The sequence below is a fragment of the Streptomyces sp. NPDC050263 genome (assembly GCF_040655955.1).
GTDB lineage: Bacteria > Actinomycetota > Actinomycetes > Streptomycetales > Streptomycetaceae > Streptomyces.
In genome coordinates, this window is record NZ_JBFAKW010000029.1 from 38345 (window position 1) to 60022 (window position 21678).

Annotated in this window: 23 protein-coding genes; 13 read left to right on the plus strand and 10 right to left on the minus strand. The window is 72.3% G+C overall.

Annotated features, from left to right (window positions below):
• Positions 1–162: 162 nt before the first annotated feature.
• Positions 163–624, minus strand: coding sequence for an RpiB/LacA/LacB family sugar-phosphate isomerase (locus AB0J04_RS15985; RefSeq protein ID WP_363169027.1), 462 nt, complete (start codon positions 622–624; stop codon positions 163–165).
• A 10-nt stretch (positions 625–634) separates the two neighbouring features.
• Positions 635–1501 (minus strand): hypothetical protein, encoded by an 867-nt coding sequence (locus tag AB0J04_RS15990; protein ID WP_363169028.1) that lies wholly within the window; start codon positions 1499–1501, stop codon positions 635–637.
• A 256-nt stretch (positions 1502–1757) separates the two neighbouring features.
• On the opposite strand from AB0J04_RS15990, the gene AB0J04_RS15995 reads away from it, so the two are divergent.
• The gene (locus AB0J04_RS15995) at positions 1758–4694 is read left to right on the plus strand and encodes a glycosyl hydrolase 115 family protein (protein ID WP_363169067.1); all 2937 of its coding nucleotides are present in this window, start codon (positions 1758–1760) and stop codon (positions 4692–4694) included.
• Positions 4695–4718: 24 nt separating this feature from the next.
• Here the strand turns inward: AB0J04_RS15995 and AB0J04_RS16000 are convergent, their stop codons facing one another.
• The gene (locus AB0J04_RS16000) at positions 4719–5441 is read right to left on the minus strand and encodes an IclR family transcriptional regulator (RefSeq protein ID WP_363169030.1); all 723 of its coding nucleotides are present in this window, start codon (positions 5439–5441) and stop codon (positions 4719–4721) included.
• 106 nt (positions 5442–5547) lie between these two features.
• Here AB0J04_RS16000 and AB0J04_RS16005 point away from each other — a divergent pair, with 106 nt between their 5' ends.
• The 5 genes from AB0J04_RS16005 to AB0J04_RS16025 all read left to right on the plus strand — a co-directional run bounded on the left by AB0J04_RS16005 (position 5548) and on the right by AB0J04_RS16025 (position 9869).
• Complete coding sequence (locus AB0J04_RS16005) at positions 5548–6381, plus strand: fumarylacetoacetate hydrolase family protein (RefSeq protein WP_363169031.1); 834 nt, start codon at positions 5548–5550, stop codon at positions 6379–6381.
• Positions 6378–7352, plus strand: coding sequence for an acetaldehyde dehydrogenase (acetylating) (locus AB0J04_RS16010; protein ID WP_363169032.1), 975 nt, complete (start codon positions 6378–6380; stop codon positions 7350–7352). Before AB0J04_RS16005 ends, AB0J04_RS16010 begins: the two co-directional genes overlap by 4 nt.
• Entirely contained in the window at positions 7349–8365 is a 1017-nt protein-coding gene (dmpG, locus tag AB0J04_RS16015; RefSeq protein WP_363169033.1) for a 4-hydroxy-2-oxovalerate aldolase, read from the plus strand. Before AB0J04_RS16010 ends, dmpG begins: the two co-directional genes overlap by 4 nt.
• A 68-nt stretch (positions 8366–8433) precedes the next feature.
• Entirely contained in the window at positions 8434–9084 is a 651-nt protein-coding gene (locus tag AB0J04_RS16020; protein ID WP_363169034.1) for a TetR/AcrR family transcriptional regulator, read from the plus strand.
• Entirely contained in the window at positions 9081–9869 is a 789-nt protein-coding gene (locus AB0J04_RS16025) for a fumarylacetoacetate hydrolase family protein (protein WP_363169035.1), read from the plus strand. Before AB0J04_RS16020 ends, AB0J04_RS16025 begins: the two co-directional genes overlap by 4 nt.
• A 10-nt stretch (positions 9870–9879) precedes the next feature.
• Here AB0J04_RS16025 and AB0J04_RS16030 read toward each other — a convergent pair whose 3' ends face one another.
• Positions 9880–10671 (minus strand): DUF2071 domain-containing protein, encoded by a 792-nt coding sequence (locus tag AB0J04_RS16030; protein ID WP_363169036.1) that lies wholly within the window; start codon positions 10669–10671, stop codon positions 9880–9882.
• Positions 10672–10841: 170 nt separating this feature from the next.
• Here AB0J04_RS16030 and AB0J04_RS16035 point away from each other — a divergent pair, with 170 nt between their 5' ends.
• On the plus strand, positions 10842–11369 hold the full coding sequence (locus tag AB0J04_RS16035; protein WP_363169037.1) for a hypothetical protein: 528 nt from the start codon (positions 10842–10844) through the stop codon (positions 11367–11369).
• A gap of 12 nt (positions 11370–11381) precedes the next feature.
• Here AB0J04_RS16035 and AB0J04_RS16040 read toward each other — a convergent pair whose 3' ends face one another.
• A complete protein-coding gene (locus AB0J04_RS16040; RefSeq protein ID WP_363169038.1) occupies positions 11382–11951 on the minus strand; it encodes a hemerythrin domain-containing protein in 570 nt (189 codons plus the stop codon).
• Between the two features lie 77 nt (positions 11952–12028).
• Entirely contained in the window at positions 12029–12790 is a 762-nt protein-coding gene (locus AB0J04_RS16045) for an SDR family oxidoreductase (RefSeq protein ID WP_363169039.1), read from the minus strand.
• Positions 12791–12999: 209 nt separating this feature from the next.
• Here AB0J04_RS16045 and AB0J04_RS16050 point away from each other — a divergent pair, with 209 nt between their 5' ends.
• The 6 genes from AB0J04_RS16050 (at position 13000) to rox (ending at position 17265) form a co-directional block, all read left to right on the plus strand.
• Positions 13000–14082 carry a LacI family DNA-binding transcriptional regulator gene (locus tag AB0J04_RS16050; protein ID WP_363169040.1) on the plus strand — a complete coding sequence of 361 codons (1083 nt, stop codon included), beginning with the start codon at positions 13000–13002 and terminating at the stop codon, positions 14080–14082.
• 52 nt (positions 14083–14134) lie between these two features.
• Entirely contained in the window at positions 14135–14530 is a 396-nt protein-coding gene (locus AB0J04_RS16055) for a signal peptidase I (RefSeq protein ID WP_363169041.1), read from the plus strand.
• 359 nt (positions 14531–14889) lie between these two features.
• Entirely contained in the window at positions 14890–15135 is a 246-nt protein-coding gene (locus AB0J04_RS16060) for a tetratricopeptide repeat protein (protein ID WP_363169042.1), read from the plus strand.
• Positions 15120–15359, plus strand: coding sequence for a hypothetical protein (locus tag AB0J04_RS16065; RefSeq protein WP_363169043.1), 240 nt, complete (start codon positions 15120–15122; stop codon positions 15357–15359). The genes AB0J04_RS16060 and AB0J04_RS16065 overlap by 16 nt, the downstream gene beginning before the upstream one ends.
• 96 nt (positions 15360–15455) lie before the next feature.
• Positions 15456–15611, plus strand: coding sequence for a hypothetical protein (locus AB0J04_RS16070; RefSeq protein WP_363169044.1), 156 nt, complete (start codon positions 15456–15458; stop codon positions 15609–15611).
• 187 nt (positions 15612–15798) lie between these two features.
• Positions 15799–17265: a rifampin monooxygenase gene (rox, locus tag AB0J04_RS16075; RefSeq protein WP_363169045.1), complete on the plus strand. Its 1467-nt coding sequence runs from the start codon at positions 15799–15801 to the stop codon at positions 17263–17265.
• Between the two features lie 137 nt (positions 17266–17402).
• On the opposite strand, the gene AB0J04_RS16080 is transcribed toward rox, so the two are convergent.
• The 4 genes from AB0J04_RS16080 to AB0J04_RS16095 all read right to left on the minus strand — a co-directional run bounded on the left by AB0J04_RS16080 (position 17403) and on the right by AB0J04_RS16095 (position 21365).
• A complete protein-coding gene (locus tag AB0J04_RS16080) occupies positions 17403–18512 on the minus strand; it encodes a hypothetical protein (RefSeq protein WP_363169046.1) in 1110 nt (369 codons plus the stop codon).
• Between the two features lie 116 nt (positions 18513–18628).
• On the minus strand, positions 18629–19684 hold the full coding sequence (locus tag AB0J04_RS16085; RefSeq protein WP_363169047.1) for a 2-oxoglutarate and iron-dependent oxygenase domain-containing protein: 1056 nt from the start codon (positions 19682–19684) through the stop codon (positions 18629–18631).
• A gap of 41 nt (positions 19685–19725) precedes the next feature.
• Positions 19726–20547 carry an ABC transporter ATP-binding protein gene (locus AB0J04_RS16090; RefSeq protein WP_363169048.1) on the minus strand — a complete coding sequence of 274 codons (822 nt, stop codon included), beginning with the start codon at positions 20545–20547 and terminating at the stop codon, positions 19726–19728.
• Positions 20544–21365: an ABC transporter permease gene (locus tag AB0J04_RS16095; RefSeq protein ID WP_363169049.1), complete on the minus strand. Its 822-nt coding sequence runs from the start codon at positions 21363–21365 to the stop codon at positions 20544–20546. Before AB0J04_RS16095 ends, AB0J04_RS16090 begins: the two co-directional genes overlap by 4 nt.
• Positions 21366–21678 lie beyond the last annotated feature (313 nt).

Below are 21678 nucleotides of genomic sequence, written 5' to 3' on the forward strand. Positions count from 1 at the left end.
CGTACCAGGGCGCACGACGGGACCGCCCCTGCCCCTTCCTCTGCGCCGTCCGCCTCGTTTTGTGCGCCCTGCCGGCCGACGGGTGAGCGCGCGCCTCAGCCGCCCCAGGCCCGGTCGGGGACCTCGGAGGGAACGCGGTCCGAGGGGCGTGCGCCAGGGGCCTCAGCGCGCTTTGCCGGCCCCGGGGCCGTCGAGGGCGTCGACGCGGGCCACGTTCCGCCGGTCCTCGGCGTCCTGGCTGGCCTCGGCGGCGAACCAGGCGTCCAGGATCTCCTTGAGCAGCGGCTCGGAGGTCAGGCGGAGGCTGAGGGCCAGGACGTTGGCGTCGTTCCAGCGGCGGGCGCCGTCGGCGGTGTAGGCGTCGGTGCACAGGGCGGCCCGGACGCCGGACACCTTGTTCGCGGCGATCGACGCGCCGGTGCCGGTCCAGCAGCACACCACCGCCTGCTCCGAGGCGCCGTCGGCCACGTCCCGGGCCGCCGCCTCCGAGCACACCGCCCACTGCGGGTCGTCGCCGGTGCGCAGCGCGCCGTGCGGCGCCACGTCGTGCCCGCGGCCGCGCAACTCCGCGACGAGGGCGCGGGCCACTGGTTCGTCCATGTCCGAGGAAACCGAGATCCGCATGCCGGCGAGCCTACAGTCGGCCGCCGGTGAGGCCGACCGGATTGGCGGCGGGGAGGATCCCGGAGCCGAGGACGGTCCTGGCGAGCGGATCGAGCAGGTGGGCGAGGCGGTCGGTGGCCTCGGCGCCCAGGGCCGTCCACGGTGTGGCCGCGGCGGCGTCCGTCGCCGCCTCCACCTCCCCGCGCGCGACCGTTCCCGCCTCGGTGAGCCGCCCGTCCTCGTCGAGCCAGCCGCGCTCGCGCAACTCGGCCCGCGCCGACGCCCATTGGCCGAGGTCCCACTTGCGGGTCCGCCGCTGGAACTCCGCGTCGGACTCCCCCGCCGCGCACTTCAGCACCATCGCGTCGACCGGCCCCAGCCGGTGGCCGACGAGCACGGCGACATGGCCGTCACCGCGGTGTTCGCGCAGTGTGGTCACGGCCTGCCAGAGCCTGACGTGTGGCTGCGCCGGGCGGGGCAGGGCCTGGTTGGCGGCGCCCAGCACCCGCCCCGCCGTGTCCGCGGCAAGCGCGGCCGCCCAGGCGAGGTCTGCGGCCTCGGCGAGCTCGGCGGAGCCGATGACGTCCGGGCCGTAGAGGCTGGTCATCGCGGCGTCCACGGCCCGTTCACGTGCCGTCAGCACGTCCTGCGGCGCCGCGCGCCCCCAGGCGTCGGGCAGCGCACGCGCGACGCGGTCGGGATGGAAGACGTAGAAGCAACTGGTGACGACGGAGGCGGGGGCGGGCCCGAGGGGCGCCGCCCGCAGCGCGAAGTATCCCATCCAGTAGCCGAGCATCCCGAGCCCGTCGGCGGCCGCACGCACCTCGGGCGCGAAGTAGACCACCTGGTGCACGGGTTCGAACCGCTCCCACATCGCCCTTGCGACGGTGTCACTCACTTCACGGTCCTCCCGGCTCGGCCTGAGAGGCAGCATCCATCATGACGGCGGTCATAACAACCCGTCGGTCGGCACGGTTGTGGACGTCACGGCCGGCGCTGACCTAAGGTGCGGGGGAAAGCGCTTTCTAGCATGGTCATGCCACCGCCAGCCACTGCCCAGTCCAGGAGCGTCGATGCCGCACACCGCACCTCAGGACCCGCAGCACCCACAGGATCCCCGACCGCTGTGGACCCGGAAGGCGTTTCTGCGGGGCATGACGGCCGTCGGGCTGGTCCCGTCGGCGCCTGCGGTGGGGGCGGCGACCGCCCGTGCCGCCTCGGCTTCCGGTCGGCCGGGGTTCGATCTGGTGACGGACGGCGTCGCGGTCGAGGTGTTCGTGGACGCGGCCGACGACCCCGCCGTGCTCCGCGCGGCCGACGACCTCCGGGCGGATGTGGAGCGGGTCTGCGCAGTGCGGCCGGCGGTACGGCACGACCTGCCGGAGCGGGCCGCCGCGCTGGTCCTGGTCGGGACGCTCGGCGCGAGCCCGGTCATCGACCGGCTCGTCGCACAGGGGCGGCTCGACGTCAGAGGGGTGAAGGGGCGCTGGGAGGCGTCCGTGACCCAGGTGGTGGAGCGTCCGGCGCCCGGGGTGGACCGTGCGCTGGTCATCGCGGGCAGCGACCGGCGCGGCACGGTCTACGGTGTCTACGACACCTCGGAGCGCATCGGCGTCTCGCCCTGGTACTGGTGGGCCGATGTGCCCGTCGAGCGGCGGGACACGGTCACCGTGCCCGCGGGCCCCTGCAAGCGGCTGGAACCGGCCGTCCGTTACCGCGGGGTCTTCATCAACGACGAGCAGAACCTGACCACTTGGTCGCACCGCACCCAGGAGACGGACAAGAACATCGGCCCGGAGACCTACCGGCGCCTCTTCGAGCTGCTGCTCCGGCTGAAGGCCAACTACCTGTGGCCGGCCATGCACCCGTACTCCGACTTCTTCAACAAGTACCGGGAGAACCCCGAACTCGCCGACCGCTACGGCATCGTCGTCGGCTCCAGCCACCCGGAGGCCCTGCTGCGCAACGGGGTTCACGAGTGGGACCCGTGGGCCGAGGAGCACCGGGGCGCGGACGGCGGCCTGCCGGTCTACGACTACACGGTGAACCCGGCCGTCGTCTCCGACTACTGGAGAGCCAGGGCCCGGGAGAACGCGGCCTACGAGAGCAGTTGGACGATCGGCATGCGGGGCCTGCACGACACCGCGCTGGAGACGAAGTACGCGACCACGATCCCGGAGAAGGTCGTGGTGATGAACGACATCATCGCCGACCAGCGCCGGATCCTCGCGGAGGAGGTCGGGGCGGCGGCCGAGCCGCAGATCTTCATCCCGTACAAGGAGGTCCTGGACCTGTACAACGCCGGCGTCCAGGTCCCCGAGGACATCACGCTGATCTGGCCGGACGACAACCACGGCAACATGCGCCAGCTGCCGAACGAGACGGAGCGCGTCCGCCCGGGCGGCAACGGGATCTACTACCACCTCTCCTACTGGGGCCGGCCGCGCAGCTATCTGTGGCTGGACACCACCCAACTCGCCAAGGTCTGGCAGGAGTTGTGCCGGGTGTACGAGCACGGCGTCGACCGGATGTGGATCTTCAACGTCGGTGACCTCAAGTCGATGGAGACCGGCCTCTCCTTCTCGATGGACATGGCCTGGGACGTGGACCGATGGGATGCGGAGGACGCCGGCGGCGCAGGCGTCGAGGGCTTCCTCGGGGAGTGGTACGGACGGCAGTTCGGGCTCCGTCACGCCCGGGAGATCGCCGCGCTGCGCACCGAGTACTACCGGCTCGCGGCGGAGCGGCGCCCCGAGTTCATCGACCGGAGCATGTTCTCCGTGATCCACCACGGCGACGAGGCGGGACGCCGGCTGGCCGCGTACGACCGGCTGCTGCAGCGCACCGTGGCGCTGGGGAGCGAACTCCCCGCGGACTGCCGGGACGCGTTCTTCGAGCTTCTCCAGTACCCCGTGCACGGCGCGTACTTGATGAACCTCAAGTACTACTGGGCGGATCGCAACGCCCTCGCGGTGCGGCAGGGCCGCGGCGCGGGGACCAACCGCTTCGCGGACCTCGCCGAGGCCGCGCACGCCCAGGAGGCGGCGCTCACCAAGCGGTACAACACCGAGGTGGCGAGCGGGAAATGGGACGGCTGCATCAACCCCTACCCCTCGCAGATCCCGAAGGCGCCGGGCCGGCCGGCCGTCACCCGGGTCGCCCGGCAGGAGACCTCGGGGCTGGGGGTCGTCGCGGAGGGCAACGAGACCGGTGCGCAGCGGCCGCTGTCCTTCTCGTCCGTCACCCGGGACCGGCGTTTCGTCGACGTCTTCAACACCGGTTTCCTCGCGGTCACCTGGACCGCGGAGGCCGACCGGCCGTGGGTCCGGCTGAGTTCGGCGGGCGGCACCCTCACCGAGCAGACCCGGGTGTGGGTCGAGATCGACTGGGAGCAGGTTCCCGAGGGCGCGCACGAGGTCACGGTCGCCTTCACGAGCGGCGAGCGGCGTTTCGAGGTGCCGGTGAAGGTCGTCGACGACGCGGAGCGGGCGCGTCGGCGGGCCCGTGGGTTCGTCGAGGCGAACGGCTGGGTCTCGATCGACGCCGTGCACACCGAGCGCCGGGTGGCGCGCGGCGGGGCCCGCTGGCGGACCGTGCGCGGGCTGGGCCGTCGCGGTGCCGCCGTGGAGGCGGTGCCGTCGACGGCCGTCCCGGTCACCTCCGACCTCGCGGCCCGCGCACCGGAGTTGAGGTACCGGGTGCGCTTCAGCAGCACCGGGACCTTCCCGGTCACCGTCTTCCGGCTGCCCTCGCTCGACGAGCGCGGCGCGCGGCGGCTCGCCGTCGCCCTCGACGACCGGCCGCCCGCCGTCCTGTCGGGGCAGGCCGTCGCCACCGGCAACCGCGGTGACGCCTGGGCCCGCAATGTGGAGGAGGGCGTCGAGAAGCTCACGGCGACCGTCACCGTCACCGCACCCGGCGAGCACGTCCTGCGGGTCTTCATGGTCGACCCGGCGATCGCCGTGGACCAGATCGTGATCGACACCGGCGGGCTGCCGGCCGGCGCCTATCTCGCGCCGCCGGAGAGCTACCACCCGGTGTTCAACCCCGAGCCGGACACCGCGGCGGGCCTGGACGCGCCGGGTCGGTAGGGCTCCGCGCGCAGGACGGGCCGTTCAGGAGCCGCTCCGCAGGACCCTGGACAGGCCGAGCGCCGCCGTGCGGACCGCGGGGGCCAGTTGGGCCGGGCTGAAGCGTGCGCGCGGCACGGCCACCGAGAGCGCCGCCACCGTGGCGCCGCCGGCGAAGACGGGGGCCGCGATGCAGTTCACCCCGAGGGCGGCCTCCTGCTCCTCGTAGGCGAGGCCGGAGACCTGGATCTTCTCCAGGGCCGTCCGCAGCCGCCCGGGGTCGGTGATCGAGTACCGCGTCAGGCTCGGCAGCGGCCGGGACAGCACCTCCTCGGTCAGCTCGGCGCCGGAGAAGGCGAGCAGGGCCTTGCCGACGCCGGTGCAGGTCAGCGGCAGGCTGCCGCCGATGCGTGAGGGCAGCCGGAGGGCCTCGTGACCGTGGATGCGTTCGAGGTAGACGACGTCCGTGCCCTCGCGGACGCCGAGGTGCACGGTCTCGCGCGTGGCCTCGAACAGATCCTGGAGGAAGGGCAGGGCCGTCTCGCGCAGATCCAGCCGGTGCGGGACCAGCGAGCCGAGCTCGAACAGCTTCGCGCCGAGCCGGTACTGCGGGCCGGAGCGGTCCAGCCAGCCGAGCCGTACCAGGTCCGCGGCCAGCCGGTGCACGGTCGGCTTGGGCAGGCCGGTGCGCTCCGAAAGTTCCGACAGGCGGTACGGACCGCCGCTCGGACTGAAGCTCTCCAGGATCAGCGCAGCCTTTTCCAGCATGCTGGCACCCTGATTGTTCCGTGTCACGGAACAGAGTTTGTCCCTTCGGCGAGGCCCTGTCTATATCGAAGTCGAACCGCCGCCTCTCCCTCCCTGGAGGTATCCCGTGTCGACCGTGCTCGACGGCGTCCGTCCGGACGCCGTTCCACCGGCCGTGGCCAAGGCCGCCGATCTGCTGGCGGAGGCCGCCCGCACCGGAGCGGCCTGCCCGCCCGTGCGGACGCTGTTCGACGACGGCGACGTCGAGGCCGCCTACGCCGTGCAGCAGCTCAACGTACGGCGCGGCCTGGACGCCGGACGCCGCATCGTCGGCCGCAAGATCGGCCTGACCTCCCCGGCCGTACAGGCCCAACTCGGCGTGGACCAGCCCGACTTCGGCGCGCTGTTCGCGGACATGGCCGTGCCCGACGGCGGCGAGGCGGCCCCCGGGCGGCTGCTGCAGCCCAAGGTGGAGGCCGAGGTCGCGCTCGTGCTGGGGCGTGACCTGCCGCATCGCGAGTGCACGGTCGTCGACGTGCTGCGGGCGGTGGACTTCGCGCTGCCCGCGTTGGAGATCGTCGACAGCCGGGTGCGGGGATGGGACATCTCCCTCGTCGACACCGTCGCCGACAACGCCTCCTGCGGTCTGTACGTCCTCGGCGGCACGCCTGTTCCGCTCACCGCCGTGGATCTGCGTGCCGTGACCATGGCCATGTCCCGGGCCGGCGGGACGGTCTCCGAGGGCACCGGCGCCGACTGCCTCGGCGGCCCGCTCAACGCGGCCGTCTGGCTGGCCACGGCCCTCGCCGAGCGGGGCGACCCGCTGCGCGCGGGCGACCTCGTGCTGACCGGCGCCCTCGGCCCGATGGTCCCCGCCGCCCCGGGCGACGTCTTCGAGGCCCGGATCTCGGGCCTCGGCTCCGTCCGCGTCGCATTTCCCACCGAGGAGGACGGGCAGTGAGCACCAAAGTCGCCGTCATCGGCTCCGGCAACATCGGCACCGACCTGATGATCAAGATCCTGCGGCTGTCGGAGAGCCTGGAGATCGCCGCGATGGCCGGCATCGACCCGGACTCCGACGGCCTGGCCCGCGCCCGCCGTCTCAAGGTCGCCACGACCCACGAGGGCGTCGAAGGGCTCCTCGCGCTGGACGAGTTCGCGGACGTCGAGATCGTCTTCGACGCCACCTCGGCCGGCGCCCACCGCCACCACGATGAGGTGCTGCGGCCGCTGGGCCGCACTCTCGTCGACCTCACCCCGGCGGCCCTCGGCCCCTACGTCGTCCCGCCGGTCAACGGGGACGCCCACCTGGACGCCCCGAACGTCAACATGGTCACCTGCGGCGGCCAGGCCACCATCCCGATCGTCGCCGCGGTCGCCGCCGTCACGCCCGTGCACTACGGCGAGATCGTCGCCTCCATCGCCTCCCGCTCGGCCGGCCCGGGCACCCGGGCGAACATCGACGAGTTCACCGAGACCACGTCCTGCGCCGTCGAACGGGTCGGCGGCGCGGCCCGGGGCAAGGCGATCATCGTCCTCAACCCGGCCGAACCCCCGCTGATCATGCGGGACACCGTGCACTGCCTGGTCTCAGACTGCGCCACCGAGGCCGTCACGGCGTCGATCGAGGAAATGGTCGGGCGCGTGCAGGCCTACGTGCCGGGCTACCGGCTCAAGCAGCAGGTGCAGTTCGACCGGGTGGGCGCCGACGACCCGCTGCGCACCCTCGCTCCCGGCGCGGGCGAGGCGCTGAAGGCGTCGGTCTTCCTGGAGGTCGAGGGCGCCGCGCACTACCTCCCCGCCTACGCCGGCAACCTCGACATCATGACCTCGGCCGCGCTGCGCACCGCGGAGCGCATGGCCGCCCTCCCCCACTCCCGGCTTCGCTCGAGCGGGGGGACCCCCATCGCCACGGAGGTGGCCTCGCGATGACTCGCCTCTACGTCCAGGACGTGACCCTGCGGGACGGCATGCACGCCGTCCGGCACCGCTACACCGTCGACCAGGCGCGCAGCATCGCCGCCGCCCTCGACGCCGCCGGCGTGGCCGCCGTCGAGATCGCGCACGGCGACGGACTCGCCGGCTCCAGCATCAACTACGGCGTGGGCGCCCACACCGACTGGGAGTGGATCGAGGCCGTCACCGACGCCGTGCGGCAGGCGATCCCCACCACTCTGCTGCTGCCCGGCATCGGAACCGTCCACGACCTCGAGCAGGCGCACGCGCTGGGCGTCCGCTCGGTGCGCGTCGCCACGCACTGCACCGAGGCCGACATCTCCGCCCAGCACATCGCCGCCGCCCGCGAGCTGGGCATGGACGTGGCGGGCTTCCTGATGATGTCGCACATGGCCGAGCCCGCCGAACTCGCCCGGCAGGCCAAGCTGATGGAGTCCTACGGCGCGGCCTGCGTCTACGTCACCGACTCGGGCGGCCGACTCACCATGGACGGGGTCCGCGACCGCTTCCGCGCCTACCGGGACGTCCTCGACCCGGCCACCGAACTCGGCATCCACGCCCACCACAATCTCGCCCTGGGCGTGGCCAACACGGTGGTGGCCGTGGAGAGCGGGGCGGTCCGGGTGGACGCGTCTCTCGCGGGGCAGGGCGCGGGGGCGGGCAACTGTCCGCTGGAGGCGTTCGTCGCGGTCGCCGACCTCATGGGCTGGGAGCACGCCTGCGATCTCTTCCCGCTCATGGACGCCGCCGACGACCTCGTACGGCCGCTCCAGGACCGTGAGGTGCGGGTGGACCGCGAGACGCTCACCCTCGGCTACGCGGGGGTGTACTCCAGCTTCCTGCGCCACGCGGAGACCGCCGCCGCCCGCTACGGCCTGGACACGCGCTCCATCCTGGTCGAGGCCGGGCGCCGGGGCATGGTCGGCGGCCAGGAGGACATGATCACCGACATCGCTCTGGACCTCGTCGCCGGATCCACCGCGCCATAGCGCTCGCTACAATTGGAGCGTCCGCTACGGCGGGCTCGGGTGCAGGGGACGGCGAAGGGGCACACGCGATGACCAGTGCGCAGTCGACGCGCAAGAAGCGCGCGAACGGGGTGGAGTCGCGACAGCGCATCCTCGACGCCACCGTCGAGATCGCGGGCGAGCGCGGCTACGAGGGCACGTCCATCGCCGCCGTGAGCGCCAAGTGCGGGCTGCCCGCGAGCTCGATCTACTGGCACTTCAAGGACAAGGACGACCTGATCGGCGCGGTCATCGAGCGCAGCTTCGAGACCTGGCTCGTGGCGGTCGAACTGCCCGGAGAGGAGTCCGGCACCCCGCTGGAGCGGGTCACCGTCATGGCGGGGAACCTCGCGAAGTCCCTCGTCGAGGCCCCCGACTTCCTGCGGCTCGGGCTGATGCTCGCCCTGGAGCGGCGGCCCACCGAGACCCGGGGCCGGACGGTGTACCTCCAGGTCCGCGCCATCGCCGCCGAGCGGATCGGCGAGGTGATCCGGACCCTCCTCCCGGCGCTGGACGAGCCGACCGTGCAGACCCTCACCACGTACACGGTCGCCGGCGCCGACGGACTCTTCGTACAGCGGGAGATCAACGGCGACGCGGTCGATCTCGTGGCGATGTTCGAACTGCACGCACGGCTGGTCTACGAGGCGGCGGTCCGGATGGCAGCCGGGAGCGAGGGGAAGAAGGAGGAGACCGTATGACGCTGACGTCCGGTCAGCGCGCGCAGGCCGCCCGGCTGCTGCGCGAGGCCGAGCATCATGTGGCGCCGATCGAGCCGCTGTCGGTCCTGCTGCCCGGCCTGGACCCGGCCGACGCGTACGCCGTCCAGCAGGAGAACATCGCCCGCCGCGTGGCCGACGGCGCGACGGTCGTCGGCCACAAGGTCGGGCTGACGGCCGTCGCGATGCAGGAGCTCCTCGGGGTCGACGAACCCGACTTCGGCCATCTGCTGGACGACATGGTCCATCCCGACGGCGCGCCCGTCCTCGCCGCGCACTACTGCCGGCCGCGCGTCGAACCGGAGATCTGCTTCCGCCTCGCCCGCCCGCTGCGCGGCCCCGGGGTCACCCTCGAGGACGTCCTCGACGCCACCGAGGCGGTCGCGCCCGCCCTGGAGATCGTCGACAGCCGCATCCGCGACTGGCGGATCACCCTGGTCGACACCGTCGCCGACAACGCCAGCTCGGCCGGCCTGGTCTGCGGCCCCTGGACCCCGCTGGGCGAGGCGCCGGACCTCGCGGCCGTGACCGCCGAGCTGCTGATCGACGACCGGAGCGTGGCCGTGGGCGCCGGCAAGGACGTGCTGGGGCACCCGGCCGCCGCGGTCGCGTGGCTGGCCAACGCCCTCGCCGCCTTCGGCGCCTCGCTGGAGCCCGGCCATCTGGTCCTGCCCGGCACCATGACGGGCGCCCCGTTCGTCGCCGCGGGCTCGCAGGTCGAGGCACGCTTCAGCGGCCTGGGCCCGGTGTCGGTGACGTTCGTCTGAGGAGCGGGGCTCAGGGGGTCGGAATGCCCGCGGGGCCGGTCGGACGGGCGGGGCGGTCGAACCGGGCCGGGACGCCCGGCGAGTACAGGACGCTCACCGGCGCCCCCACGGGCGCCGGCAGGCCCGCCGCGGTGACGAGGTCCTCCTCGCACGCCACGAGTTCCGCCCGGTGCAGCGGCCAGCGCGGGTGCGCGTTGCGCAGGAACATCGGCCGGCCGAAAAAAGCGCTGTGCATGCCCCAGCGCGCGGTCAGGAAGTGCTCCGACTCCGTCGGCTCCACGATCCGTTCACCCACCCGCACGGTCAGCCGGCTGCCCGCGCCGCGCGGGCCGGGCCAGCGGCGGCGACTGGTGTACGTGACGGTGTCGCCGTCAGCCTCGATCGCCATGCGGGACCACACATAGGGCATCCGGAAGCCGATCCGCGCCACGGCGACCGGCAGCAGCCGGGAGGCGTCGAGCGAACGGAAGACCACACCGCGGCGGCCGTGCGAATCCACCGAGTAGAGGCGGACGTTGGTCTCGGGGAAGGACCCGAGGTAGGGCACTCCCGGGAGGCGGAACCATCCGACGCGGTGCATCCGGAACGCCACCAGCCCGACGTAGGTCACGCCGTTCAGGGTGTCGGGGACGGTGCCGGGCGGCAGCAGACCGGCCACGTCGGCCGGGTCCGCGGCCCAGTGCAGGAAGGCGAGATCGAGCCAGGACTGGGTGAGCAGCGGGCGCGCTATCGCGTCCGGCGCGTCAGGCGTGATGGGATGCGGGGGAAGCGGCGCGGCCTGCGGCAGCGGTGTCGGCGGCACCGCGCCAGTATCACAGAGGGGGTGGGGGTTCCCTTTGAAACGGCCCGGCGCTGTGGCCGAGGCCACGTCGGCGGCGTCTGCTCGGCCGTGTCGTCACGCACGACCGCAGGCTACGGTTTCAGCGACTCCGCACTCCCCCGTTGCCCTCGCCGAACTCCTGGGACGGACCCGTGCTCGCTGACCTGTCGCCTCTCATCGCCGCCACCACCGAATGGCTGACGCGGGCCTACCCGGCGAGCGGCGGCGCGCTCGCCTCCGCGCTGTGCGAGGCGCAGGCCCGCCAGGCGGTGACAGTCGCGGCCTGGCTGCGCTATCCGACGGCCACGGACGCCGCGCTGGTCGGCATGGCGGGCCCGGGCGGCTCGGCCCGGCTGGACTGGATCAGCGGCGCGGACGCGGACTCCGACGTGCACGCGGACGACTCGGCCTGGCGGAGCTGGGTGGACGAGGTCGTGGCGAGCTGGGCGGCCTGTCTGCTCACCGACCCGGAGCTGGCCGCGGCGGCGGTGGCCGGGCTCGCCGGCGGCGATCACGCCCCTGGGACGCCGCCGGCCTTCCGGCGACTGATCGCCCCCGACGACGGCGACCGACGGGCGGCGGCGCTGCTGCGCCACCCCGATCTCCTCGCCCCCGTGGCCGCCCTCCACCACAGCCGTCTCCTCGACCGCCTCGGCCGCGGCGAGGCCCTCATCGCGTAGGGGGCGCGAGGGTCAGTACGGCTTGCCGCGGCCGGTCATCGCGTCCCGCATCCGGTCGACCAGTCCGGCGCCCGGGGCGAGCGTCCTGTCGGCCGGGGGTTCGTCCGGAGCGGACGGATGCGGACGGGTCGGGGCGGTCTTCCTGGCCTTGCGGACCTTGTCGCCCAGCCCGTCGAGGATGACCGCCGGGCACGCCGCGCGCAGCCTGGGGAACAGGTCGCGCTCCTCGTCGGCCAGGTGGGTGCGGATCTCGCGCATCAGCATGCCGACGAGCCGGTCGAACTCGGGGTCGTCCGCCGCGCGGCCCTCCAGGTCCTTCATGATCTGCTCGGCCCTCGCGTGATCGTCGAGTTCGGTGTCGGCCAGGGCGTCGCCGCCGGGGACGCGCTCACGTACGGACGGGTGGAGACACTCCTCCTCGGCCACCGAATGCCGGACGAGTTCCGTCGTGGCCCGGTCCGCGTACCGCTTGCGGTCCGCGGCACCGGGCGGCAGTGCCTCGATCCGGCCGAAGAGCTCCTCGATCTCGCGGTGATCGCTCACCAGCTCGTCGATGACGTTCCGACCGTGCCCCTGCCCCATGTCCTCTCACCTCCGGCCCGGGCGCGACGGCTCCGGAGCGGACCCGCCACGCCCCCGAGTACCCCGCACCCGTTCGATCACCCCAGGTCCGGGTCGCCGGAGGTGAGGACGGCGGGCCGGCCGGCGAGGATGCCGCCGTCGAGGACGAACTCGGCCCCCGTCGAGAAGGTGGCGTCGACGACGATGAAGAGCACCATGCGGGCGACCTCCTCGGGCTCGCCGAACCGGGGCAGCGGCTGGCCCGCGGTGTACGCGTCGCCGAAGCCGGCGGTCATGTCGGTGCGGATGGCGCCGGGGTGGACGGAGCAGACGCGGATCCCGTCGGGGGCCAGCTCCAGCGCGGCGGTCTTCGTCAGCCCGCGCAGCCCCCACTTGCTCGCCGCGTACGAGCCGATGCCGGCGTACGAGGTGAGTCCCGCGAGGGAGGAGATGTTCACGATCGCCCCGCCCCCGGCCCGGCGCAGCGAGGGCGCGACGGCGCGCATGCCGAGCCAGGGGCCCTGGAGGTTGACGTCGATCACCCGGCGGAACGACGTGAGGGGCTCCTCCTCCATCGAGCCCCATGCGGCGATCCCCGCGTTGTTCACCAGCACCGAGACCGGACCCAGCTCCCGCTCGGTCTCGGCGACCGTCCGCTGCCAGCCGTCCTCGCCGGTGACGTCGAGGAACCGGTAGCGGGACCGTCCGCCGAGTTCGGCGGCCAGGCCGCGCCCCTCGGGTTCGAGGATGTCGGCGACGACCACGGCGGCGCCTTCGGCCGCGAGCAGTCGCGCCACCGCGGCACCGATTCCCCGGGCCCCGCCGGTGACGATCGCCACCCGTTCGTCGAGCCGTCCCATGTCGACCTCCGCCGAAGGCTTGGTTCGCTGAAGTACCCGCTCCCCAGCATCGGGCGCGCCGGTCCGGGCACGCAGTTCCTGATGACCCATAAGGCGGCACCGGACGGCCCGTGGCGGCTCCCTGATATAACGACCGGAGACTTGGCAGCAGGGCGAGCGCCGACGGCCGTCGCTTGACGGGTGGCGGGGTGACCGCCGACAATCTCTCCATGGATGTGACCGGTCACAAGAGCCCCGGCAGCCCTTCCACCCCCGGTCCGGAGCCGCGGAAGGCGGCCAGCATTCGGGATGTGGCCCAAGCCGCGGGTGTCTCGTACCAGACCGTTTCGAGGGTCATCAACAGCCACCCGAACGTCCGCGAGGAGACGCGCAAGCGGGTCGAGGGGGCCATCGAGGCGTTGGGATTCCGGCGCAATCCCACCGCGTTCGCCCTGGCGAGCGGGGTGACCCGGTCCGTCACCGTGCTGACGTCGAACACCACCCTCTACGGCTACGCGGCCACCCTCCAGGGCCTGGAGGAGGCGGCCCGGGCCGCGGGCTACTCGCTGGGCGTCAAGGTGCTGACGCCCGAGGACGACCTGGACCGCACGATCTCCACGGCCGCGTCCGGGGGCGGCGGGCTGATGGTCATCGGCTTCGACCGGCTCGGCGCCTCGGCCCTGCGCCGGGTCCCGGCGGACGTGCCGTGCGCCGCGGTCGTCGAGGCGCCGCCGCGGCGCCGGAAGCCTCCCCGTCCGGCGGTGTGGGCCGACGACCGCGAGGCGGCCCGGGCCGCCACCGCGTACCTGCTGGAGCTCGGGCACCGGACCGTTCACCACGTCGCGATCCCGACGACCGGAGCCGCCCGGGGCACGGCGGGCCCGCGCGCCCAGGGCTGGCGCAAGGCCCTGGAGGCGGCCGGCGTCACCCCGCCCGAGCCCCACGGCGGCGAGGGCTGGGACGCCCAGGTCGGTTACGAGGAAGGACGGCGCCTCGCCGACGACCCGGACGTCACGGCCGTCCTGTGCGGCAACGACGATCTGGCGCTGGGCGTGCTGCGTGCCCTGCACCACGCCGGACGGTCGGTGCCGGGAGACGTCAGCGTCGTCGGGTTCGACGACGCGCCGCACTCGGGGTTCCTCACCCCCGCCCTCACCACCGTCCGGATGGACTTCCAGGGACTGGGCCGCGACGCCTTCGAGCTGCTGCGCGACCAGCTGGAGACCGGCCACCGGCCCGCCGCTCCGACGTTCGCCGGCACGGATCTGATCATCCGCGAGAGCTCGGGGTCGCCGACGCCCGGAAGCCGGTAGCGGATCCCGGCGCGGCCGGAAGTCCGCGGGAGGACTGTTAGGGTCCGCCCACGTGAGCGACAACGTGTACGTGGGCAGTGCGGGCAAGGACGCGGCTTTGGACCGGGGGTGGCTCCTCGGCCACTTCAAGGACGTCGGCGATCCGCGGCACAGCGAGGCCCTGGAGATCAAGTGGGGTGTTCACCCGCGCCACGACGAGCGGGCCCAGTGGGCGAGGCACGACGTCCGCACGGCGCTGCTGGTTCTCGTCAGCGGCCGCTTCCGGCTGGACTTCCCCGGCCGCAGCGTCGTGCTGGACCGGCAGGGCGACTATGTCGTGTGGGGCCCGGGGGTCGACCATTCCTGGTTCGCGGAGGAGGAGTCGGTGGTGCTCACGGTCAGATGGCCGTCGGTACCCGGGTACGCGGTGGCCGCGGACCCCGTCGGCCGCGGCGAGCGGACGGTGTAGTGGCGCGGACCGGGGACGGCGTCCGTGCGCAAGGAGGCCCCCGCATCCGATGGCCCGCATCGGGCCGTGATCGCCACGCGAGCAGTTCCGGGCCGGCTGCTTCGCCGACCTGCTCCAGGACGACCTCGGCACGCTCGCCGAGGTCGCCCCGGTCCCGCACCGCGAGGGCGACCTGGCCGCGGCCGAGCTCGCCCGGCGACTGGCGCTGGTCCGGGCGGTGACCGGAGAGCGCACAGAGGGCCTGGGGCCGGACCGCCCGGCGACCCTGGAAGCGACCACGACGCTCGCGGCCCTGCTCTCGGCGAACGGCGAGCAGGCGGAAGCGGAGCGGCTGTAACGACGGCCTGCTGCCCCGGCTCGTGAAGCGCTTCGGCCTCGACGACGGCCGGACGCTCGACGCCCGGGTGGGGCCGGCACGGGTGCACCACCGGCTCGGGCGACCGGGCGACGCCGAGCCGGCACTGCGCGAGGTGCTGGCGAAACGGCGGCTGCGGCTGGGCGACGACCACCCGGACACGCTCGCCGTCCGGACCGAGCTGGAGAGCGTGCGGGAGCAGACACCGACGCCGGAGAAACCGGCGCGACGGCGATGGAGGAGGCGATGATCCCGGGGCGGTCCAGTATCGAAGCCCTGATCACCGGCAGGGCGTTCATGCGCGACATCGGGATGTTGTTCCCCGTGAGCGTGACGTTGCGCGGCGACGAGTTCGCGGCCGTGCTCATGATGCACGCCGGTCGGCTCGGCATCGGACCACCGGGCCGTACACGCCCGACCGGCCACCGGCCGACGCGGTGGACCGGGCTCAGCCGCGGACGGGGATCGGCATGACGGGGCGCCTTCCCTCCTTCCGGGTCGACGTGAGCGGCCTGTGGCCGCGCCGGAGGAAGCGACCGCGGAGTCGGTGAACGCGCCTTGCCTCGGCAAGTGGCAGGAGCAGATCTGGTCCGTCGGCCGGACGACGACCACGAGACCGGCCTCGCCCGGGTCGACGCGCGGAAAGGCGCCCGAAGGATCGGGCCCCGGTCCGACCGGCGACTGAGCCACCGGATCGGCGAGATCGAGCTGGAAGTGCCGGGCTGAGGAAAAAGAGTTGGACGGGGTACTGCCCGGGCTTGTAGCTTGCGGTCGACCGCGACACCGCCCGAGGAGGTGAGACCCATGAACGCTGTATCGACGTGGGTGCTCCCCCTTTCCGTCACGGCCGGCGATTGACGTAGGTGTCGCCGGGAGCGCCTCGACCACAAGGCACTCCCGAAAGGCAACACCCATGGACTCTCCACCGTTCGACGTGATCATTGCCGGGTGCGGGCCGACCGGCGCGATGCTGGCCGCCGAGCTGCGGCTGCACGATGTGCGGGTACTCGTTCTGGAGAAGGAGACCGAGCCCGTGTCGTTCGTCCGCATCGTCGGTCTGCACATCCGCAGTCTCGAGCTGATGGCGATGCGCGGACTGCTGGACCGCATGGTCGAACACGGACGACGGCGTCCGGCCGGCGGCTTCTTCGCCGGCATCGACAAACCCGTGCCCGCGGGCCTGGATTCCGCGCACTCCTATCTGCTGGGCATCCCGCAGCCGGTCGTCGTTCGCCTGCTCGAGGAGCATGCGATCCAGCTGGGTGCGCAGGTCCGGCGCGGTGGTGCGGTGGCCCGTTTCGAGCAGGACGACGACGGGGTGACCGTCGAGCTGGCCGACGGCGAACAGCTGCGTTCGCGCTATCTCGTCGGCTGTGACGGCGCGCGCAGTACGGTGCGCAAACTGCTCGGCGTCGGCTTCCCCGGCGAGCCCTCGCGGACCGAGACGCTGATGGGCGCGATGGAAGTGGGCATGCCGCAGGAGGAGATCGCCGCCAAGGCGACCGAAATCAGCAGGACCGACAAGCGGTTCCGGCTCAGGCCCTTCGGCGAAGGGGTCTACAGCGTGGTCGTCCCCGCCGCAGGAGTCGGCGACCGCGCGGAGCCGCCCACCCTCGAGGACTTCAAACAACAGTTGCGCGTCGTCGCCGGAACCGATTTCGGCGTGCACTCCCCGCGCTGGTTGTCCCGCTTCGGGGATGCCACCCGGCTGGCCGAACGCTATCGGGTCGGGCGGGTGCTGCTGGCCGGCGATGCGGCGCACATCCATCCGCCCACCGGCGGACAGGGTCTCAACCTGGGCGTTCAGGACGCGTTCAACCTCGGCTGGAAACTGGCCGCGCAGATCCGCGGCTGGGCGCCGGAGCCACTGCTGGACACCTACCAGGCCGAACGTCATCCGGTCGCCGAGGAGGTGCTGGACAACACCCGCGCCCAGATGGAACTGCACTCCACCGAACCGGGCCCGCAGGCCGTGCGCAGGCTGCTCACCGAGCTGATGGACTTCGACGAGGTGAACCGCTGTCTGATCGAGAAGATCACCGCGATCGGCATCCGCTACGACTTCGGCGCAGGCCCCGATCTGCTGGGCCGCCGCCTGCGCGACATCGACGTGCGGCAGGGCCGCCTCTACGGTCTGCTGCATCGCGGCCGCGGACTGCTGCTGGACCGCACCGAACGCCTGACCGTCGGCGGCTGGTCGGACCGGGTCGACCACCTCGCGGATCCGACCGCGGCGCTGGACGCTCCGTGCGTCCTGCTACGCCCCGACGGCCACGTCGCCTGGATCGGCGACGATCAGCGGGACCTGGACGACCACCTCTCCCGCTGGTTCGGTCGGCCCGCCGACCGAGGCCGCCCGAGCAACCGAAAGGCCCGATAGGTGCGGCACCTGTTCGCGGCTGTCGACGACGGCTTCGACGTACGCGGCGGCCTCCGCTGGAGCGCCCTCGACAAGCCACGCCGAGCCTCGCCTGGCTGGGAGACGTCGCCCGCAGCACCGGTCCGGCCCGGTCGTCGTCAGCATCCCGTCGGACGTCCCCGGTGCGGGCTGCGGGGATCGGCGACGAGCGCGTCGATCTCGGCGAACCAGTGCTCGCGTACGTCCGCGCCGTCGCCGTCGAGGAACCAGGCATGCTCCAGCGAACGCTTCGCGGCAGCGCCCAGCTGTTCGTTCGACCACTGCAGTGCGTTGGCCATGAGCGCGTAGTCCTGGGCGAGGTCGGTGTGGAACAGCTCCGGGTCGTCGGTGCCCAGCAGCATCGGTACGCCGCTGTCGTCCAGGATGCGATAGGCGTCGACGTACCCGGTCCCGGAGACCAGTCCGCCGAGCGCGTACGCGGTGGGTGTGAACGTCATCGGCGTACGGGCTGCGCGCAGGCGGCGCAGGACGTCCGGGTCGTCGACGCCCATCCAGCCGTGGTCGATGCGGTCGAGGCCGAGGTCGAGCGCGGCGGCGGCGTCCTCGATCACGTCGGCGTGGCCGGTGAGCCGGTAGCCCTCGGCCCGGGCCCGCTCGTAGGCCGGCGCCAGGGCCTCGAACGGAACGGTCTGGTGGTCGCCGTCGTTGCCGTAGCCGAGGATCGGCACGCCCTTCTCGCGCAGTGCGGCGGTCTGCTCGACCGTGTCGAGGGCGGCCCGCGGGCCGCCGAAGCGGTGCAGTTCGATGATGATGCCGCCGGTGAGGCCCAGTTCGTCACCGGCGACGCGGAACGCCTCGCCGACCGCCCGCAGCAGCACCTCGGGTTCCATCCCGATCTCGTCCCGGTGCAGATCCGGGGTGCACAGCAGCTCCAGATGGCGGACGCCGCGGTCGTAGGCGCCGGCGATCATGCGCAGGACGCCCTCGGTGACCAGCGCCTCGTCGCCCCAGAGCCGTACCGCCTTGTCCAGGTCGTCGAAGAACTTCCCGAGGCTGCGCAGGTCGTAGGCGGCGTCCGCCTCGCTCCGGGAGAGGCTGGACCCCGTGGTCCGTCTGTGCAGCCGGGCCAGCTCGGACGGGGCGAGCGAGCCCACCTGGTGCATGTGCAGCTCCGCCTTGGGGAGCCGCCGGGCCAGCACCACCCGCTCCTCCTCCCGTGCCATCGGCGGGAACTCGTCGATGGCGTTCGGGTCGCCGGATGAGGGCATGGTCGTACCTCCTGGGTCGCAGCGCGGTCGGCGACAGCGCAGGGGCGGTCCCGTCGGCCGGCGGCGGGCATGCCGACGGCCTACGGGACCGGTCATGTGATTGGCGTGCCGCTCCGTCAGCCGGCGGCAGCGGTCACCCTGGCCGCCTCACGCGGGGCGTGGGGGTTCTTGCGGCCCGCCCGGGAGCCCTCGAGCTTCGCCAGGATGTGTTCCTTGACCGTGATCGGCTCGTAGTACGGCTCCTCCCCCTCGGCGACGAAGGACGGCAGGGGCGCGACGACGGCGTCCGCGTTCCCGTCGTGGAAGAACGCGGCCGACCTGCGGCGCTTGATGATTCCGTCGACCACGGGCGGCGTGACCCGGTGCAGAGTGGACATCCACGTGTCGTTCGTCAGCCGGGCCGCCACGTCGCCGAGGTTGACCAGGAGCGCGCCGTCGGCGGGCTGGACGTCGTGCCATGTGTTGTCGCTGCCGAGTACCTGAAGGCCTTCGACCTGATCGGCCCACAGGACGGTCAGCAGACCGAAGTCGGTGTGCTCGCTCATGCCGGTCAGCTCGGCGCCCAGCTCGATCTCCCCGGGCGGCAGGGCGTAGTTGTTCATGCGGAGCACGTCGATCGAGTGGTCGGTGAGACCCTCGACGTAGGACTTCTCGACCCCGAGGGCGTCGGCCACGACCTCGGTGAGGGTGCGGGCGACGCGCCGGGCCTCGGCGTAGTAGGCCTCGACCTGCCCCTTGAACGACGACGGTGCGGTGGGCCACACCGAGGGCGGGTAGTCCGCTTCGGACACCTCGGCGCCCGGGTACTCGGCGGCGGAGGTCCCGACGTTGAACGCCTCGAAGAAGTCGTTCATGCGGGTCACGGGGTCGAGGCCGACGCTGTAGCTGAGGGACTCGCTCTTGGGCGGGCTGTAGCCGCGGTTCTCGCCCGCCGGACGGATCCACTGCTGTTTCGTCTCCGGTGGAAGCGCGAAGAAACCGTCGATCGCGTCGCCGAGTCCGTCGAGGACCTCGTCCGCGATGCCGTGGCCGACGACCTGGATGAAACCCACGGTGCGGCAGGCGTGGTCGAGTCGGCGCGCCACCTCTGCCCGGTCGGCAGCGGACCCGTCACGTACATACGGGCCGATGTCGATGGCCGGAACGCGGAACTGGGACGACTCGGATGACATGGTGCCCCCTTGGACGGTCGAGTGGACTTCGGGCCGGGTGATCAGCTGGCGCCTGCCGGTCGCGCCGCGCTCTGGGTGAGCTCGGCGAGCAGCGTGCGTTCGTTGTGGGTGAAGACCTCGGTCTCCATGAAGTCCAGGGTGCGCGGGCGCGGCTCGGACTGTTCGAGCACCATGCGTACCTCGGCCGGCCGGTTCGACAGGACGTAGACGCGGTCGGACAGCATGAGCGCCTCGGGGACGTCATGAGTGATGAGGATGGTCGACTGGCCGAGCTCGGCGCAGATCTGGGAGAGCCAGATCTGCAGTTCCGTTCGGGTGAGGTAGTCGAGTGCGCCGAAGGGCTCGTCGAGCAGCAGGATCGGCCGTTCCAGGACCATGGTCCGCAGCAGCGCGACGCGTTGCCGCATACCGCCGGACAGCTCGAACGGGTAGGCGTCGGCGTATCCGTCGAGCCGGAACGTGCCCAGCAGGTCGGACACCTTCCTGCGGGCGTCGGCCTTCGACATCCCGCCGAGCGTCAGACCGAGTGCGGCGTTGTCCTGGGCGGTGAGCCAGGGCAGCAGCAGGTCCTTCTGCGGCATGTACGCCGAGTACGGGCCTGGTGTCGCGTCACCGTGGTAGGTGACGGACCCCTCGTCCGGCCGCAGGAGCCCGGCGAGTATCTGGAACAGCGTGGACTTGCCGCAGCCGCTGGGGCCGATGACCGACACGAACTCACCGGGCGCGAGGTCCAGGGAGACGTCGTTGATCACGGGGTTGCGGGTCTTGCGCGGGCCTGGGAAGGTCTTGGTCACGTTCTGGACCGAGAGCAGGGGGCCGGTCAGCCGGCTGGTGGTGGTGCCGGTTGTCATGGTGTTCGTCATTCGGACCTCATCGCCTTCCGACGGCGCTCCCACGGCATCGCGAGAGTTTCGAGCAGGTAGGTGAGCGAGAACAGCAGGAGGCTCACGGCGATGCTGATCACGGCCGCGGCCAGCACCAGATCCGTCCGGAGCATGTTCTTCTGTGTCGCCATGTAGATGCCGAGCCCGTTCACCGCGCCGACCGTCTCGGCGAAGATGGCCGCCAGGACGGCGAAACTGGCGACGACCCGCAGACCGGTGAAGAAATAGGGCAGCGAGGAGGGGACCTGAAGGCGCAGGAACACCTTGACGCGGTTCGCTCCCAGCGACTTCATCAGCGTCGCCGCGTCGGGGTCCGCCGACAGGAATCCCTGGAGGAGGGAGATCGTCATGGGCAGCGCCGTGGTGATCACGATGAGCCCGATCTTCGGCCCGAGTCCGAACCCGAACCAGATGACGAACAGCGGCGCCAGCACGATGATCGGGATGGACTGGGCGACGATCAGCAGCGGAAGCGTCGCGTTGCGCAGCAGGGGCACGAAGCTCAGCAGCGTCGCCAGGATCGCCGAGACGACGACCGAGACCACCAGCCCCACCACCGTCACCTGCAGGGTCGGGACCGTGTTCTGCCAGAGCGCTTCGCGATCCGTCCAGGCGGCCTCGGCCACGCGCGTCGGGGAGGGCAGGACCGTGGGAGCGATGTTCCCGACCTTCGTGGCGACCTGCCAGGCCGCCACCGCCAGCACCACGGCCAGGGTCGGCGTGATCGTGCGGAAGAGCGGTGAGTCTCCCCACTCCCGACGCGCCCGCTTCGCCTTACGGGCAGAACTGACGCTCACGGCCGGCGACTGCTGAACAGCCGGACCGTTGCGTGGGCTTGCCTGGATCTCCGTCATCGCAGGATGTCCTTACTCAAAGGGGGGCATACCGGCACTGGTGCGGTTGACTTGTGTTTCACACCCCGGGGCCCGAGGGCGCTTGCGTTTTCGTTCACCAGCGCCGAGTGATGACATAAAACACCACGGTTGGCCATCTTGGCGAGAGTCTCGCGTTTCGAGCTTGTAAGGATCTCGACACATTGGGCCGCCCGGGCCCGGGGCCACTCCGCCACAGTGACAAGTACGTGACAGAGTACGAATGTACGTGTAATGG

What these genes read in the sequence shown, in the direction of transcription:
- AB0J04_RS16020 (WP_363169034.1), top strand. Translation starts at nt 8,434, where the DNA reads ATGACCAGTGCGCAGTCGACGCGCAAGAAGCGCGCGAACGGGGTGGAG.
- AB0J04_RS16040 (WP_363169038.1), bottom strand. Translation starts at nt 11,951, where the DNA reads ATGGGGCAGGGGCACGGTCGGAACGTCATCGACGAGCTGGTGAGCGAT.
- AB0J04_RS16045 (WP_363169039.1), bottom strand. Translation starts at nt 12,790, where the DNA reads ATGGGACGGCTCGACGAACGGGTGGCGATCGTCACCGGCGGGGCCCGG.
- AB0J04_RS16080 (WP_363169046.1), bottom strand. Translation starts at nt 18,512, where the DNA reads ATGCCCTCATCCGGCGACCCGAACGCCATCGACGAGTTCCCGCCGATG.
- AB0J04_RS16000 (WP_363169030.1), bottom strand. Translation starts at nt 5,441, where the DNA reads ATGCTGGAAAAGGCTGCGCTGATCCTGGAGAGCTTCAGTCCGAGCGGC.
- rox (WP_363169045.1), top strand. Translation starts at nt 15,799, where the DNA reads ATGGACTCTCCACCGTTCGACGTGATCATTGCCGGGTGCGGGCCGACC.
- AB0J04_RS16050 (WP_363169040.1), top strand. Translation starts at nt 13,000, where the DNA reads ATGGATGTGACCGGTCACAAGAGCCCCGGCAGCCCTTCCACCCCCGGT.
- AB0J04_RS16090 (WP_363169048.1), bottom strand. Translation starts at nt 20,547, where the DNA reads ATGACGAACACCATGACAACCGGCACCACCACCAGCCGGCTGACCGGC.
- AB0J04_RS15995 (WP_363169067.1), top strand. Translation starts at nt 1,758, where the DNA reads ATGACGGCCGTCGGGCTGGTCCCGTCGGCGCCTGCGGTGGGGGCGGCG.
- AB0J04_RS16065 (WP_363169043.1), top strand. Translation starts at nt 15,120, where the DNA reads ATGGAGGAGGCGATGATCCCGGGGCGGTCCAGTATCGAAGCCCTGATC.
- dmpG (WP_363169033.1), top strand. Translation starts at nt 7,349, where the DNA reads ATGACTCGCCTCTACGTCCAGGACGTGACCCTGCGGGACGGCATGCAC.
- AB0J04_RS16085 (WP_363169047.1), bottom strand. Translation starts at nt 19,684, where the DNA reads ATGTCATCCGAGTCGTCCCAGTTCCGCGTTCCGGCCATCGACATCGGC.
- AB0J04_RS16025 (WP_363169035.1), top strand. Translation starts at nt 9,081, where the DNA reads ATGACGCTGACGTCCGGTCAGCGCGCGCAGGCCGCCCGGCTGCTGCGC.
- AB0J04_RS15985 (WP_363169027.1), bottom strand. Translation starts at nt 624, where the DNA reads ATGCGGATCTCGGTTTCCTCGGACATGGACGAACCAGTGGCCCGCGCC.